The organism is Acinetobacter sp. YH01021 (assembly GCF_013420255.1).
In the GTDB taxonomy this organism is placed as follows: domain Bacteria; phylum Pseudomonadota; class Gammaproteobacteria; order Pseudomonadales; family Moraxellaceae; genus Acinetobacter.
The window spans coordinates 14,368-29,251 of sequence record NZ_VOYO01000003.1; the positions used below are offsets into that span (position 1 = coordinate 14,368).

Genomic DNA, 14,884 nt, shown 5'->3' on the forward strand with positions numbered 1-14,884 from the left:
TATTTTGCTAAACTTCAAGCATGAACGCTTGTATTTTTCATACAATTCGACAAGATACATCCCGAGTCAAAAATAAAGTTGCCAGGACGCTTCAGTATGCAAACGCTAATTTCCAATATTTCCAACCGAATCCGCCAAGTGTATCAGAGGGCGGAAGGATTTATTGAAGATGAGCGTGAATTTCCCTTATCGCAAGTCTTCCTGAATGCAACCTTTCAGCGCTTTGTCACAGACAATGTCGATGCATTAAAAGACTTACATGCAGATTTACACGAAGACTGGCTGCGTTTGTATGCAACACTGGATTATAAAGGCCTGATTGTCACTTTATCGGTTGATTTGAAACTGGTACAGATGGAATTGAATAAAACCACCCAGTTGATCGTTTTCGAGCAAATTAGTGATACCCAGCTGATTGAAGCCAAATATCCAAATATGCTGTATAAACTTGGCGTGCGTTTCGGCTTGTTCTTCTATCAACGTGTCTTGAATAAAGATCCGTTGGGAATGATTCTGGAAAAACTGGGGGTAATTAAAGTCATCGATGACTTGCTCTATCTGGATTTAAATCGCTGGTTAGGCAAAAGCCGATCGGTCATTGATACCTTGGGCAAAGTTCACGTGAATCATGCAGTGCTACGGGAAGCCGAACTGGTGGTGATTGGCAATGTCAATCTGGCCGCCCTGTTTAGAAAACTCTCCCAAGATCAGGAAGAGAACTGGGATGAAGACAAGATGGATGACAACCGGGTCACCCCCATTAAACAGAAAGATCCTTCTTAAATCATGCCAAACGTAGTTTTTGAACAAAAGTTCCATAAAACTACATGAAATATACATTTTTGGCAGAAATATCCCTTCAATTTCCATATTTTGCCCAAATAATAAAGGGTGCAATAAGTGATATTTTTTGCCCGTTTAACCAATATAGGAAAATAACTGATGGCGAAGACTGTATTCAAAACTTTAGTGATGACCACGGGTCTGAGCAGCGCGATACTGTTCACTGGTATTTCTAGCCAGGCTTTTGCCATGACTCCTTTCCAAGCCAGTTATCAATTTAGCTATAATGGCAAGAATATGGGTTCTGCAACGCGGACTTTAAGCAAATCAGGCAATAACTGGACTTATGTCTTTGCTGCAAAAGCCGGAGGTATTGCCTCTGCAACCGAAACCAGCCGCTTTACTTTTAATAATGGCAAGATCGGCTCAAGCAGTTTCAGTCGCAGCAGTAAAGTGCTGGTGCATAACAACACCATGAGTATTAATTTTAATCCTTCCAGCAAAAGCATCAGTACCAAGAAAGACGATGAAAAACGCTCTTTTGCCTGGAGAGCAGATGTTCTGGATGAGTTGAATGCGGAATTGCAGATCCGTGAAGACTTAAAAAATTCAGGCCTGAAAGCAAATTACTATATCGCTGATGCTAAAGAAGTTGAAGGCCGTAAGTTTGTTAAGCAAGGAACAGAAACAGTCAGTACCAAATATGGTTCGTTTAATACCATCAAGGTGGTGATGAAACATAGCAAGCCAGGCCGTGAGACCATCTTCTGGCTGGCACCAAAACTTGACTATCTTCCAGTCAAAGTTTCGCATGTCGACAAGAAAACCTCCTATGGTTTGCTGTTAACTGACTATAAAGGTGCAAGCAACTAAGTTTTTGGTGAATTTTACTTGATTTTTTCCGGGTGCTTTTTACAATACGCTTTTGCTTGAAAAAGCACCTGCTCTTGAGGATTCTCCCGTGCATGCACTAGAACAGAAAATCTTGGCTGAAGGCATCGTTCTCTCTGAAGAAGTTTTGAAAGTAGATTCTTTCTTAAACCATCAGATTGATCCAGTCATGATGCAACTGATTGGTCAAGAATTTGCGCGTCTGTTTAAGGATGCTGGTATTACCAAAATTATTACGATTGAAGCATCAGGTATCGCCCCTGCAGTAATGGCCGGCCTAGAGCTTGGCGTACCTGTGATCTTTGCACGTAAATACCAGTCTTTGACCCTGAAAGATGATTTATATCGTTCTAAAGTCTTTTCATTTACCAAACAGACTGAAAGCACGATCGCGATTTCAAATAAACACATCAGTTCAACCGATAAGGTTTTAGTGATCGATGATTTCTTGGCCAATGGTCAAGCGGCGCTTGGTTTGGCGGATCTGATTCATCAGGCAAATGCTGAAGTGGTGGGTATTGGTATTGTGATTGAAAAATCATTCCAGCCAGGTCGTGATCTACTGCTTGAAAAAGGCTATCGTGTGGAATCACTGGCACGCCTAAAGTCTTTGACAAATGGCACAGTTGAATTTGTTCGTGACTAAGCTCGCCAATGAATTTTAAAAGAGCGCTGATGCGCTCTTTTTTTATTGCATTTTTCTGATGATATAAATTCAAAATATCTAGAGCTCGGCTATAGCTCAGCCCAAGTTCTTATTTATTCTTCCAGATTTGATCCTAGATAAATGGCTTAATCTTAAGCTCCAGGCTATTCAATTTCTGAAATAAGGAGTGTCAAACAATAAGTAATTTTTTATCCGATGAATAAACAACAATTTATGTGGAGGTTATTATAAAATAAAGAGGCCTAACTATCTGCCAATAGTTAGACCTGTGTTTACCTCAAAAAAGAGTTTATTTAACAGTCACAGTGATACTACCGCTATTCACAGCACCGATAGCGGTAGTTGTGATGCTGTTGTTAATAGCAGTTTGAGTTCCTTCTGAAATAGCAATGACAGATGCATCAATAGCACCCGCATTATAGGCAATATTCGCTACACTATAATTGCTTAAAGTTTCATTGATTTCCTCACTATAGTCAGTACTTAGTGTCGAACTCACAACTTCCGAGATATCTGAACTATCCGCAACCTCTGATAGCTCCTCTAGAGTTTCAGAATTATTAGTTGCACTCGTTACTTCACTGTAGTCGTAGTTATCCGTTGCATCTGATATGTCTGATACCACCTTATTGTAGCTACCCTGTTCGATACTGATACTACCTGTGTTCGCGGCGCCAATGGCAGTCGTTTCAATAGTCCCATCAATTGAACTGATGGCCTCTGGTGCTTCTCTGGTTGCTTCGGCAATTGCTTCTAAATCGACGCTTGCATCAACATTACCTGTATTCACTGCAAGATTCAAAGCAGAACCATTTTCAACCTGCTGAGAAATAGACTCTAGAGTAGCTATTAAACCAGTATCTACGGTTACTTCAGTAGGTGTTTCATCACCTTGGGCATATGCCATACCTGCACTAGACAGAAAGGCGACGGATAAAGCGATTGTTTTGATCGTGTTTTTCATCGTTGTTCTTCCTACTTTTGTTTTGAAGTACCTCTCGCTAAGTACTCCTTCTTATAATGGGAGCGAGCCCATTTTTAAATATTTTTAATCATGTTGGGTGCTAGACCAGTAATTTTCGACCACATCAGGATTGACCTCCCATAGCGTTGTGGTTTTTTCATCTTCTTGTTCTTTATCAGCCTTTTTTTGAGTATCTTTTTCTTCATTTTTTTCATTTGAGGAAGGTTGACGCTGCTTCTTGCTGATATATTTAATCAAGTCCTGTTTACTCATTTCAGGCTCTGCTTCAGGGTTCTGAATCACCTCGGACTCTTTTTGTTTAGGCGGTTTTGTATCTTTGCTCGGGGAGTTGGTTGACTTATTTTTTTCATCGGATGAGTCTGCTTGGTGTGATGCTGATTCTTGAACAGCGCTACTTGAAGCTGTACTATTTTGTTGCTGGCCTTTCTTGTATTTATGCAGCGCAACAGAACTGCGAGTTAAATTTAAACGGCCAAATTCAGGCGGTATCTGCGCACGACAGCTTTCAAATACGGCGGGGGGGACGACCTGACTGAGTAATTCAAAAGTGGCCAGATTCAACATTTGGCGCAAGGCAAAGTTAGTTGCCTCGCGTTCTCCTTTTCCAATCTGAATGTTTAAGAGTGTACGACCAGCGAATCTGCCTGCACTTAAGCCATAATCCTGTGCAGCAATTTGCTTCTGCAATGAAACATTGCCCACGACTTTACTGCTGCGGGTATCAGTCAAAGATAAATCCAGACCGACCATAATCCGGGTTTGACTATAATTCGGACCGACACCAGCGATCTGCATGTCAAAACCACCACCCGGAATAAAATCCAGACTGTTAATACTGCCTGTCACATAATAATCAGAAGCCTGGATTTGTCTTGGATCACGAATGCCCCACTTGGCTTCGCTTTCGATAATCCGGGGATCACGCCGGTTCATTAAGCTTACCCCCGCCTGAAACAAGGCAGATTGCACCATATCTCCCGCACCTTGGGTCACCATTTTTCCGCTACCACCATTGGTAACTACATCCTTACCGGTTTGATCCAGAATTGCCCCCACGGAGAAACTCACATCACTACGTAATTGTCCTTTTAGGCAGGATAAAGCCATATCAAAAGGGGTAAAAATATCGGTAATTGGGGGGCCTTGTACCAGGCTAACTGGCTTCTTGTTTGAGGGCGCTAAACCCGTGCAGCCTGTTAAAAAAGAGCTGAAAAGGACAGTGGCACTCACGAAAGATATATGTCTTCTGGTCGAGGAGAAATTCAACATTGTGATTCTCCTGGTCTGTTACTTAAATTAAGACAGCGCTGAGGATTTTGGTTGGTGTTTGAATTGACTGGTGCTTCATTCAGCAATTCACTCGTAATATCAATATTGTTGTCTGTACCCTCTACATTGATATTGTTGGTCGGGGTATTTACCGTCCCTATGGAAGTGGTCGAGGTGCTATGAACAGTGGTTTTACCTAATCCGGAATAATAGTCTGACTCCTTAAGTTCGATCAGATTGGCTTGAACTAGACTCTCATTGGAACGGGCACTGGATGATTTCCAACGCTGGGTCCACTCGTCAGAAGTGGCATAAGCGTTACTCAGAAAACATAAACATAATAAACCCAGATTGATAACTAATATTCTCATAATCTTAATATCCTCTGATTTAAGATATTTATTTAATTTTTCATTTAAGCAAGATTAAATTTATCTGAAAAATATTAAATCACATAAAATTATAAAATGTAAAACCTATCCCTATTCACATATTTTTTTGTTTTACTTAAAAATATAAATTATTGTTTTTAATTAATAAATAAAAATTTGTTTATTATTTGTGATTTGTAAGAAATCATTATATAAATTTTTTTTGAATATAATATTCATATAAAAAACTTGATTAAAATAATATATTTTTTATATTGGCAATAATCAAAAATTTATCTAATAAAGATTAGAATTATTATACTTTTTTATATTTTAAAAGTCGTAAATTTTTATTTTATTAGAACTTCTATTTAATAAGGATAAATGTCACGATTTATTTAAAATATAATTAATCAATTACAATGAAGGTGACTTATAAAGAAACGCCAATATTCAGGTGTATTTTGGCAGAAAAATTTTAATAGCCCTGATAAGAACTCGTTTGCATATTTTTCGACTTCCCTTCCTTTTTCATCTTAACTCCAGAAATAGTCTTTCTAAGAGCTAAGAGCTAAGAGCTAAGAGCTAAGAGCTAAGAGCTAAGAGCTAAGAGCTAAGAGCTAAGAGCTAAGAGCATAATATTTAGAATGATAAGAAAAGAACATTTCTGATGATCTTGAGATTTGCCATTTCCTCAATGGCAGGTTAAGAATTGCGTTAATCAACCAAGAAGGCATATATTTACAGCTGAAATACAATGTTTTAGCGTGAACTCAACTAGAATCAAGTGAGTATGCAATGTTTCTGATTTGCGAATTCAAAACTTATCTAGTGTGTTGTTGTATGTTATGAATAAGGGCTGATCAGGGCAAAAATCCCATTCCCAATGAATCTAAAACAAGCACATCTCAATCCTTTATGGAACAATCTATGCAATGTCCTAAATGTGGCTCAGCTGATATCGAACAGCGTGATCATGAACAGAATTTAAAGAAAATTGGCGGCATTCTCATGAGTTCAGCGGGTGCAACTGCAGGGACTGTCGGTGGCGCTGCTTCGGGTGCATCGATTGGCGCTGCGATTGGTACAGTAGCCGGACCTTTAGGTGTAATTGTCGGCGGAACCGTAGGTACTTTTGTCGGTGCAATCAGTGTCGGAATTACTGGCGGTGTGGTCGGTAATTTTCTGGGGAAAAAAGCCGGGGTTTCTGTCGACCGTAATCTGTTTCAGGATTATCAATGTCTGAAATGCAAATACAGATTTAGTCAAAAAAATCAAAAAGATCAAAAAGATCAAAAAGATCAAAAAGATCAAAAAGATCAAAAAGATCAAAAAGATCAAAAAGAAGCCTAATAAAATTCAGGAAATGAAGTTCATCCTTCATTTCCTATGAGTGCTTGTCAGACTCAATTGAGTTTCAATACCACTTCACCTAAACGCTTGCCTTGTACTTCACACAGAATTTTTTCATCCTGACTTAAGCCCTGATCATGCCGTGGGCCGCTGACATGACTGGCACCATAAGGTGTACCACCAGTTTTGGTATTCGAGAGTGCCGGTGTTGCATTGCTGAGCCCCATGATCATCATGCCATGATGAAACAACGGCGGCAGCATGGTGAGTAAAGTACTTTCCTGTCCGCCATGCATGGAACCTGATGCCGTAAACACGCAAGCCGGTTTACCGTGTAGCGCTCCATTCAGCCAGAGACTCGTAGTCTGATCCCAAAAATATTTCATTTCAGAGGCCATATTGCCAAAACGGGTCGGTGAACCGAGCGCCAACCCGGCACACTGCGCCAGATCATCCAGAGTACAGTAAATATCCCCTTCTGCCGGAATACTCGGTTCAGCAACTTTTACCATGCTGGATATATTTGGAACTGTCCTGATTTTTACTGCCAGGCCTGCCGCTTCAATTCCATTGGCAATCAGATGCGCCATTTCTTTGGTTGAGCCATATTTGCTGTAATATAAAACAAGGACATAAGGTTGCATCATGGTTCTTATTCATTACTTAAAAAAATAAAACTATACGATACTTTGCAAGTTTTTTGGTTAAGCTGATGATGAAAATTCATGATGATTAAAAAAATTGAGATTGGATGCAGATGATTGTTAAGTATTTAAAGAAATTACCTTTCTATGAAAAACACTGGTTTCAATTTGTTTTATTTGTACTTCGACGCTTTGAAGCAGACCGCTGTCGCGAACAGGCAGGTTCCCTGACCTACACGACTCTGTTTGCCGTAGTGCCGATGCTGACGGTTTTTCTGGTAATTATCTCTTCAATTAAGGCGCTGGAACCTGCACGGCAGCAACTGCAACAGTTGATTTATAGTAACTTTTTGCCCAAAACTACAATTGCCTTTGATAAGGCCCTGAATGCCTTTACCGATAAATCCAGCAATCTCACCATCATTGGTATTCTGTTCTTGTTTGTGACGACAGTATTGATGCTCAGCAGTATCGAAACGGTGTTTAACCGCATTTGGCGCGTGACTGAAACGCGGGGCGGAATTATGGGCTTTATGCGTTACTGGACCATCATTTCGCTCGGGCCGATTTTACTCGGCAGTGCATTTGTGATTTCTTCGACCGTGGCATCCATGAGCATTCTCAGCAATAACTTTGCCGGTTATGAGCTTGATGGCGCTTTTGTCCTCTGGGCGATTTCCTTTTCTTTGACTGTACTCGGATTTTTCATTTTGAACTGGACCATCCCGAATCGCAGTGTACCGCTTAAATCTGCCTTTATTGCCGGTCTATTTAGTGCCGTGGTGTTTGAGCTGCTGAAAAATCTGTTTGGCTATATCATGTCAAACTTTACCAGCTATGAGATCGTCTATGGTGCCTTCGCCGCCGTGCCGATTTTCCTGCTCTGGATTTATCTGTCGTGGATTATTGTGTTATTGGGGGTTGAAATCAGCTATGCCCTGACGGCGTTTGAATCTGGGCAGGACAATAAACGCCATCCCATCGTCATGCTGCTGGATCTGTTAGAATTATTTTATAAAAAGCAGAAAACTGGTGAAAGCATCAGTGAAGCCCAAGCACTTGAGGTCTTAGGCCGGGATGAAATTGGACGCTGGCCGAGCTATGTCGCCATGTTTGAAAAGCAGAATTTGATCAAACGTACCGATGAAAATGAATATGTGCTGGTTCGTGATCTGGATCAGGTCAGCTTCTGGAATTTTTATCTGCAATTACCCTATCCACTGCCACGCAAAAACCATCTCACCAATGCCCAGACTGATGATATCTGGATGCAAAATTTCTCACCTAGATTACAGGAAACTGATCAATATCTGGAAGAAAAACTCAATTTTCCATTGTCCGAACTGTTCCGACATAAATAAAAAAATCCTCTCGCTTGAGAGGATTTTTTTTAACTGATAGCGGTAGATTTCCAGCAGACTATAGCGCCTGCAGTCACCAAACCCGTCCCGATCCAAAAACTGAGTTCGGGTCTGACATCCAGAATCAGCATTGACATGACCGAAGAAAGAATCGGCATAAAATAGGTGGCTAAAATCAGCACCTTGATATTGCCGAACTGCATACTCTGATTCCAGTTACTATAGGCGATGCCAATCAGACTACCCACCACTGCAATTCCCAACCATAGCTTGAATGTGGGCATGATAAAAGGTTCGTTTAATCCTAAATGTAAGAACCATAAGCTAATTACAGCGACCAAAAAGAAAATCGGTACACCATTTTGTCCGCGGCCATAGGTCCTAGTTAGAACGCAGTAGCAAGGCCATAACAAAGCGCCGAGAAAGGCAAAGCCATAGGCCCAAGGATTTTCAGCTAAAGCCTGCATAAACTTCGGCAGATTAGTGATTTCTGGATTGACCACCAGCATCAGTCCCATCACAGCGAGCAGAAAGCCTGGAATCACCCAGAGGCGAGCCTGCAACTGTCGGGCAAAAATCGAAAAAACAATCATCAAGGGTGGCCACAGATAATTGATCATGGCAATCAGCATCACCTGTTCACGATTATCCGACCATGCCACAGCAACCAGAAATAGAATCTCATAAGCCACAAATAAAGCGCCACAACCGAGCAGATAACGCTTGGACATTTGCATGATTTTTGGAAAGCCGGTGAACGCAAAAATCGCCAGACTGCTAAAACTATAAATTAAAGCAATCCCCTGCACTGCACTGGTGGATTCAGTAATCAGTTTCACTACGGCGACCAGACTGGCCCAGATCAGAATAGAAGACAGACCAATCCAGGTCGCTAAATTTACAGACCAGATTTTCATGCTTGCTCTTGAATGCTTTTATTGATATTCGGTTTTTTCAGCCATCCCTGCAAACTCACTAGAATCACACCCAGCATGACCATACAGGTGCCGATAATAAAATTGATTTCGATATGTTCATCCAGAATCAGTACGCCGAACAGCATGCCGAATACAGGGGTCAAAAAGGAAAATACCCCTAGACGCGATGCCAGATAATGCTTCAGCATCCAGAACCAGATCAGATAACTGGCAAAGGAAATCAGCACGGTATGAAAAACCAGACTGGAAATAGACAACACCGTCCATTGAATGGCTGCTTGTCCAGTCAGAACAGCCAGAGGCAATAACAGCATTCCACCTATCAATAATTGATAGAACAAAGTCTGGGTTGCAGGTGCTTCAGCCAGCCGGCTCAGACGTACACTGACTGTGGTGGCTGTCCAGAATACGCCGCCAAGCAAAGCCAGAAAATCTCCCCACAAGGCATCAGTTTGTAAAGTTGATTCTGTCTGTGGACGTAACAGAAAGCTGACTACAATTCCGCTAAAGGCAAGAAATATTCCGCCCCATTGCACAGCAGACAAACGCTCTGCCGGCAATTTCCAGTGCAAACCCAAAGCCACAAAAATTGGCGCAGTATAAAGTAAAACAATCGTATGCGAGGCTGAGGTATAACGCAGTGCCTCACCAATCAGATAGAATTCAGTTGCAAACAACACACCGACTAGCAATCCTGCAGGTAAATAGCTTGCACTCCAGAGTTGACGGCGCACGCTCTGCTGAATCAAGGGATAAACCATCAGCGCAGACAAGGCTGAACGCAAGGCAATTTGCATCAGGGCTGAAATATCACAGGCGGCCCACTTCAGTACCACTTGTTGTAAACCCCACAACATACACAATACAAACATGATGGCAGATGCTTTGGCATCTAATGCCTGACGCTGGCTCACATACAGTCCTGTTGCTCATTTGGAAGTTACACTATAAAAGTGTCAGAAATAAAAGATATACTTCAAAGCAGACAAATGATGGTGTTATTCAGGCAATTTCGGTGATGCATAAAAAAAATCCAAGCAGATTCAGCTTCGCTCAAGCAACTTTCGACCCACGATCTGATTAAGGCACCTCTGTGGATCAGTTTCAGGAAGGATCCCGCGCAATCTGTTTATCCGCTACATGGCCATGCCTGGGGAGAATTTGTCTATGCTTTTCATGGCGTGATGGAAGTGAATATTAATCATATAAATTATGTGACGCCTTCACCTCACGGCATCTGGCTCCCGCCAAATTTAGAACATCGTGGTCTGAACCGTACCGCGGTTTCTCATGGCACCCTGTATGTGCATGAATCATTATGTAAACAACTTCCTACCGAACCCGGCATCCTGCTCAGTGCGCCCCTGGTCACCGCTTTATTCACCCACCTGAAACAACTGCATCAGCAAGACCATCCAGCACTCGAGAATTCAGCTGAATATCAGCGTCTGTTACAGGTACTGCTCGATCAACTCCAGCAAGCTCAACTGGTCAGCAGTTATCTACCGCATTCAGAACATGCATTGCTGAAACAGATTTTAGATTATTTACATCAGCATCCGGCAGATCAGAGCTCGCTGCGGCAACTGGCCGAACGCGTCAATTTAACCGAGCGGACGCTAGCGCGATATAGCCAGAAAGAACTGGGAATGTCACTGCATGAATGGCGGCAACGCCTGAAAGTGATGCAGGCCATGTCTTTATTAAATTCAGGTCATAGCGTTGAAAGCATTGCCTTTGATCTGGGCTATGCCAATGCCTCGGCATTTATCAATATGTTTAAACGCTGGATGGGAAGCACCCCTGATCAGTTTCGCAAGCGTTATACTGTTAATGAATAAAATGATGCATATGAAAAAGGAGCCCATTGGCTCCTTTGATTCAAAATCTTGGTTATTTCACAAAAGTCGTCCAGACATAATCCTGAGCCTGCCCCTTCAGCGTCATTTTCAGTTGATCGCCTGAATGCAATGCCGCAACGCCTGCCGGGGTACCGGTCATCACCACATCGCCTTCTTCCAAAGTAAAGACCTGACTGATGTCAGCCAGCAACGTCGCAATATCAAATATCAATAATGCAGTATCGCCTTTTTGACGCATCTCATCATTGACTTCGAGTGTGTAATGCACATCTTTCCAGTCAGTGACTACATCGGCGACAGGTACCCAATCCGACAACAGACAAGAGCCATCAAAGGCTTTGGCACGTTCCCAAGGCTGGCCTTTTTTCTTGAGATCATCCTGTAAATCACGCAAAGTTAAGTCCAGACCTAAAGTCACCGCACCCACAGCTTCAAGTGCTTTCACAGGATCGCTTTCTTTGCTTAAAGTCCGGTCAATACGCAAGCTGAGTTCACATTCATAATGACAATTGCCCCATTCCGGATTCCACTCAATGCCTGCTTCGAGCGAACTTAAGGCACTCGGTGGCTTGATAAACAATACCGGACGATCAGGGATCGCATTGCCGAGTTCTTTGGCATGATCGGCATAACTGCGACCCACACAAACGATTTTGGATGGACGTGTGCTCATGATCAAAACTTCCCTTTTCCTTTTATAGATATCTGAATTATTTTTTAAATGTATGCTCGAACATACTCTGTTCAGTGCCGTCCTTAAATGCACGCTTCGGCACAATAACCACGGTACGGTTTTTCAATTCCAGCATATAAGTCAGTTTACCAACAGCAAAATTCTGCACTTCGCTATATGGCACCAGCTTGCTACGATCATTGGTAAAAATTTCCGCATAGTCCTGATACAAATCAATACCCTGTTCGCTTTTACCAAACTGATATTTAACAAACTGGCGTTTAAACATCATCGGCAGGAACCAGTAACGCATGATGCCTTGCAGGATCAGGAAGAATGCACCCAAAGCCACGTAATAACGTCCAACGCCATCAAAGCCCATCGAGAAACCCCAGATGATGATCCCGATACTGACCAAAGGGGTCAGAAAACGTGAAATCTGCTTTTTACCAAACGTCGCCAGGGCAAAACCATCCTGAGATTCTTCTAAAGTCAGAAAATAACGGGTCGATAAAGTCGGTGCTGACTCAGTCATAGCATAGCATCACATCAAAAATAAAATCTTGCCCAATACTATACCAAAATATCCATAGCGCTTATGGCCTGTCGCATCAATTACATAACTTTGCTTTGGAAATACGTGCATTTGGTTTTAAATAAACAGCAATTAAAACAAAAAATACGCAACAGGATGTTGAATGAAAGAATTAAAGCAATGCATGCTCATCGGTGTTTGTTTGGCAGTTTCTGTCCCAGCACTGGCCAAGATTATTCCCTGGAATGCCGAAATACCAAGCAGTCTGAGTGCTTATCAAGGCAATGCCCAGCAACTGGCAGAATTAACCGGCGAGCGGATTCTGATTTATGCGCATCCAACCAGTAAAACCCAGCTTCCCACCTTAAACAGTAATGCAGCCAGCAAGACACAGTTTTATAGTGCGGCTGTGGTATTACCGGTAGCTGAAGCTCAGGTCGAAAAATTGCTGCGCCATTATCCGAATTATGTCGGCCTGTTTCCGACCTTCAAGTCGGCCAAAGTGCTGGAGCAGCAGGGTTCGATTCAGCAGGTTAAATATCAGGTTCATATCCCGACCCCGATTCCAGTCTTGAACTTTAAAGAAACCGTAGTGATGCAGCATCATCTGGGTGAAAACAGCATCAGCACCTTAATTATTGATGCGCCAATTCCCTATGGTGCGGGAAAACTGGAATGGTTTGCACTGGGTCCGCATAGAACGCTGGTGACTGTCACCCAATGGGGCGACCTGAACCAGCCCAAAGGCTTTTTATTCAGTAAAATCCTGAATGCGCTACCTGAAGCCAAACTCGGCATTCCGCCGAGTACCAATGCATTTCTGCTGGAAGCACTACAACAACGCTTTAAAATCGAGCATACAGCAGCACTAGCAACTCCGATTCCGCAACTTAGATTCAACCCTCAACAGCTACAAAAAATTGCCCAGATCAGCCAAAAGTCTGGTCAACCGGTCAGTTTCATTTTGCCGAACTATCAGATTAAAGAAGGAAGAGTCTCAGAAAATTTAAGATTTAGCAGCACCTATCAATATTTTGCGCATCCGGTCAAAAAATTGCGGCCATGGTTGGCTGCTGAAGCGACGCAGCAACTTTTCCCCCGGCAAATCAAGAAGGTCGAACTGAATCCGGTCAATACCCAGAATATAGATGCCAACTATAAGGTGTCGGTCGGTTTAGGGGTGATTCAGATTCCATTTAACTTCAAAATGCGTTTTTACCAGCCTGATTCCTTGCAAAACCAGTTCAATGCCAATGGCGGTGACTTAAAGTTTGTGAAAGGTGGCATGCGCTTATTGCCGCAGTCACAGGGTACCTTATTTCAAATTACCAGCAGCATGAAGATTCACGATCAGGCGCCGTTCTTATTAAGAGCCATGCGCAGCATACCCTATTACGATGTTTTACCTGCGGTAGGTGGCAATACCGTTTATGCACTGAAAGTGCAGCAGAAATTAAGATGAGCAGGAAGCAGAGAGTTATTGGTTTTTTATATGAAAAATAGTTAAAAATCACAGACGTAAAAAAACCGCATCAACGTGCGGTTTTTTCAGAATTCTTATCAAGATTGGTGCGCTCAGAGAGATTCGAACTCCCGACCCCTTAGTTCGTAGCCAAGTGCTCTATCCAGCTGAGCTATGAGCGCGACGTCTTGATGGGGTGCATTATACGAGCTTTTTCAGTCTTGTTAAGTGTTTTTTAATAAAATCACAACTGAATGTACAGTAATTAAACGATGTATCAAAATTTATAGTTTTCTGCTGAAAACTTCTACGGATTTAGAGCTAAAAGCACTTAATTAATTCAACCAAGAAGCCGGATTTTCCAAAAAATTCCAGCACTACGCAATGGGTCAACCTTAAGTATTCTCAACCAGGTATCCAGCCAGAATAGAATTCGAATATAAAACAATCGTCACCCTTGTACGCTTTATCACTCGCCTATTGTTCCAGTCTTTACTGCTCCTGCCCTTTGATAATGCGTAAACACAATACCATTTGAGCTGGCCAGGTGATCTATCAATTGAAAAGCAGCGGGTATTGATTCATGACTAAACAGGTGTTTGCCAATACCCAGAATGATTGGAAAAGTCAGCAGACGAAGTTCATCCACAAGCTCATATTTGAAAAGCGACTGTACCACTGCAGCACTGCCATAAACTCGAATACCCCCTCTCCTGATGCTTTAAGCTTGATGATCTCATCAATGCTTTTCAAAAAAAGGGTATTTTGCCAGTCGGAATGTTCCAGACTGGTAGAAAGAACATATTTATTGACGTCATTGATTCCCGGCCAGTCTTCAGTATGTGTGGGCCAGTAAGATTCAAAAATCTGAAAAGTATTTTTCCCCAAAAGAATATCGGAGGGCTGCATCCATGTTTGCATAATGACATCAAATGCCGGATCAGGTTCCGCATTAAAATACGGCGCCACCCAGCCACCATATTGAAAGCCACCAGATATATCTTCTTCTGGGCCGCCGGGCCCCTGCATCACGCCATCGAGGGTCAAAAATTCCTGGACAATGATTTTTCTCATCACGACTGCCTTTATT

At 42.3% G+C, this 14,884-nt stretch carries 15 protein-coding genes, 1 tRNA gene and 1 pseudogene; 7 read left to right on the forward strand and 10 right to left on the reverse strand.

All coding sequences use genetic code 11. From position 1 onward, the window contains the following. Positions 1 to 96: 96 nt before the first annotated feature. The 3 genes from FTT86_RS03250 to FTT86_RS03260 all read left to right on the forward strand — a co-directional run bounded on the left by FTT86_RS03250 (position 97) and on the right by FTT86_RS03260 (position 2,320). Complete coding sequence (locus FTT86_RS03250; protein WP_044113162.1) at positions 97 to 783, forward strand: hypothetical protein; 687 nt, start codon at positions 97 to 99, stop codon at positions 781 to 783. 159 nt (positions 784 to 942) lie between these two features. Continuing rightward, on the forward strand, positions 943 to 1,656 hold the full coding sequence (locus FTT86_RS03255; protein WP_180180553.1) for a DUF3108 domain-containing protein: 714 nt from the start codon (positions 943 to 945) through the stop codon (positions 1,654 to 1,656). A gap of 88 nt (positions 1,657 to 1,744) precedes the next feature. After that, positions 1,745 to 2,320, forward strand: a complete 576-nt coding sequence (locus FTT86_RS03260; RefSeq protein ID WP_174894204.1) for a xanthine phosphoribosyltransferase — start codon at positions 1,745 to 1,747, stop codon at positions 2,318 to 2,320. Between the two features lie 310 nt (positions 2,321 to 2,630). Here FTT86_RS03260 and FTT86_RS03265 read toward each other — a convergent pair whose 3' ends face one another. From FTT86_RS03265 to FTT86_RS03275, 3 genes are all read right to left on the reverse strand, one after another. Beyond that, on the reverse strand, positions 2,631 to 3,305 hold the full coding sequence (locus tag FTT86_RS03265; RefSeq protein ID WP_180180554.1) for a hypothetical protein: 675 nt from the start codon (positions 3,303 to 3,305) through the stop codon (positions 2,631 to 2,633). 84 nt (positions 3,306 to 3,389) lie between these two features. Next, positions 3,390 to 4,595, reverse strand: coding sequence for a CsgG/HfaB family protein (locus FTT86_RS03270; protein ID WP_180180555.1), 1,206 nt, complete (start codon positions 4,593 to 4,595; stop codon positions 3,390 to 3,392). Then, positions 4,589 to 4,966: a hypothetical protein gene (locus FTT86_RS03275; RefSeq protein WP_180180556.1), complete on the reverse strand. Its 378-nt coding sequence runs from the start codon at positions 4,964 to 4,966 to the stop codon at positions 4,589 to 4,591. Before FTT86_RS03275 ends, FTT86_RS03270 begins: the two co-directional genes overlap by 7 nt. Positions 4,967 to 5,884: 918 nt before the next feature. On the opposite strand from FTT86_RS03275, the gene FTT86_RS03280 reads away from it, so the two are divergent. Then, on the forward strand, positions 5,885 to 6,319 hold the full coding sequence (locus tag FTT86_RS03280; protein ID WP_180180557.1) for a hypothetical protein: 435 nt from the start codon (positions 5,885 to 5,887) through the stop codon (positions 6,317 to 6,319). 53 nt (positions 6,320 to 6,372) lie between these two features. On the opposite strand, the gene wrbA is transcribed toward FTT86_RS03280, so the two are convergent. Next, positions 6,373 to 6,963 (reverse strand): NAD(P)H:quinone oxidoreductase, encoded by a 591-nt coding sequence (gene wrbA / locus FTT86_RS03285; RefSeq protein ID WP_180180682.1) that lies wholly within the window; start codon positions 6,961 to 6,963, stop codon positions 6,373 to 6,375. Between the two features lie 113 nt (positions 6,964 to 7,076). Between wrbA and FTT86_RS03290 the strand changes: the two genes are divergently transcribed. Beyond that, a complete protein-coding gene (locus tag FTT86_RS03290; RefSeq protein WP_004645086.1) occupies positions 7,077 to 8,324 on the forward strand; it encodes a YihY family inner membrane protein in 1,248 nt (415 codons plus the stop codon). Between the two features lie 29 nt (positions 8,325 to 8,353). Here FTT86_RS03290 and yddG read toward each other — a convergent pair whose 3' ends face one another. Together yddG and FTT86_RS03300 are read right to left on the reverse strand one after the other, a co-directional pair. Beyond that, positions 8,354 to 9,241: an aromatic amino acid DMT transporter YddG gene (gene yddG / locus FTT86_RS03295; protein WP_004281450.1), complete on the reverse strand. Its 888-nt coding sequence runs from the start codon at positions 9,239 to 9,241 to the stop codon at positions 8,354 to 8,356. Further along, positions 9,238 to 10,176: a DMT family transporter gene (locus FTT86_RS03300; protein WP_180180558.1), complete on the reverse strand. Its 939-nt coding sequence runs from the start codon at positions 10,174 to 10,176 to the stop codon at positions 9,238 to 9,240. Before FTT86_RS03300 ends, yddG begins: the two co-directional genes overlap by 4 nt. Positions 10,177 to 10,284: 108 nt before the next feature. Between FTT86_RS03300 and FTT86_RS03305 the strand changes: the two genes are divergently transcribed. Further along, on the forward strand, positions 10,285 to 11,103 hold the full coding sequence (locus tag FTT86_RS03305; protein WP_180180683.1) for a helix-turn-helix domain-containing protein: 819 nt from the start codon (positions 10,285 to 10,287) through the stop codon (positions 11,101 to 11,103). Between the two features lie 52 nt (positions 11,104 to 11,155). Here the strand turns inward: FTT86_RS03305 and FTT86_RS03310 are convergent, their stop codons facing one another. Together FTT86_RS03310 and FTT86_RS03315 are read right to left on the reverse strand one after the other, a co-directional pair. After that, positions 11,156 to 11,797 carry a fumarylacetoacetate hydrolase family protein gene (locus FTT86_RS03310; RefSeq protein ID WP_180180559.1) on the reverse strand — a complete coding sequence of 214 codons (642 nt, stop codon included), beginning with the start codon at positions 11,795 to 11,797 and terminating at the stop codon, positions 11,156 to 11,158. Positions 11,798 to 11,834: 37 nt separating this feature from the next. Beyond that, positions 11,835 to 12,332: a YcxB family protein gene (locus FTT86_RS03315; RefSeq protein ID WP_004281456.1), complete on the reverse strand. Its 498-nt coding sequence runs from the start codon at positions 12,330 to 12,332 to the stop codon at positions 11,835 to 11,837. 163 nt (positions 12,333 to 12,495) lie between these two features. On the opposite strand from FTT86_RS03315, the gene FTT86_RS03320 reads away from it, so the two are divergent. Further along, positions 12,496 to 13,794 (forward strand): SRPBCC family protein, encoded by a 1,299-nt coding sequence (locus FTT86_RS03320; protein ID WP_180180560.1) that lies wholly within the window; start codon positions 12,496 to 12,498, stop codon positions 13,792 to 13,794. Positions 13,795 to 13,899: 105 nt separating this feature from the next. Here FTT86_RS03320 and FTT86_RS03325 read toward each other — a convergent pair. Together FTT86_RS03325 and FTT86_RS03330 are read right to left on the reverse strand one after the other, a co-directional pair. Next, positions 13,900 to 13,976: transfer RNA gene (locus FTT86_RS03325), tRNA-Arg, on the reverse strand. A 287-nt stretch (positions 13,977 to 14,263) separates the two neighbouring features. Further along, positions 14,264 to 14,868 (reverse strand): annotated as a pseudogene (locus FTT86_RS03330) (dihydrofolate reductase family protein). Positions 14,869 to 14,884: the final 16 nt, after the last annotated feature.

Coding starts and splice junctions, on each gene's coding strand:
- FTT86_RS03265 (WP_180180554.1), bottom strand. CDS start 3,305: ATGAAAAACACGATCAAAACAATCGCTTTATCCGTCGCCTTTCTGTCT.
- FTT86_RS03255 (WP_180180553.1), top strand. CDS start 943: ATGGCGAAGACTGTATTCAAAACTTTAGTGATGACCACGGGTCTGAGC.
- wrbA (WP_180180682.1), bottom strand. CDS start 6,963: ATGCAACCTTATGTCCTTGTTTTATATTACAGCAAATATGGCTCAACC.
- FTT86_RS03250 (WP_044113162.1), top strand. CDS start 97: ATGCAAACGCTAATTTCCAATATTTCCAACCGAATCCGCCAAGTGTAT.
- FTT86_RS03290 (WP_004645086.1), top strand. CDS start 7,077: ATGATTGTTAAGTATTTAAAGAAATTACCTTTCTATGAAAAACACTGG.
- FTT86_RS03315 (WP_004281456.1), bottom strand. CDS start 12,332: ATGACTGAGTCAGCACCGACTTTATCGACCCGTTATTTTCTGACTTTA.
- yddG (WP_004281450.1), bottom strand. CDS start 9,241: ATGAAAATCTGGTCTGTAAATTTAGCGACCTGGATTGGTCTGTCTTCT.
- FTT86_RS03320 (WP_180180560.1), top strand. CDS start 12,496: ATGAAAGAATTAAAGCAATGCATGCTCATCGGTGTTTGTTTGGCAGTT.
- FTT86_RS03280 (WP_180180557.1), top strand. CDS start 5,885: ATGGAACAATCTATGCAATGTCCTAAATGTGGCTCAGCTGATATCGAA.
- FTT86_RS03270 (WP_180180555.1), bottom strand. CDS start 4,595: ATGTTGAATTTCTCCTCGACCAGAAGACATATATCTTTCGTGAGTGCC.
- FTT86_RS03310 (WP_180180559.1), bottom strand. CDS start 11,797: ATGAGCACACGTCCATCCAAAATCGTTTGTGTGGGTCGCAGTTATGCC.
- FTT86_RS03275 (WP_180180556.1), bottom strand. CDS start 4,966: ATGAGAATATTAGTTATCAATCTGGGTTTATTATGTTTATGTTTTCTG.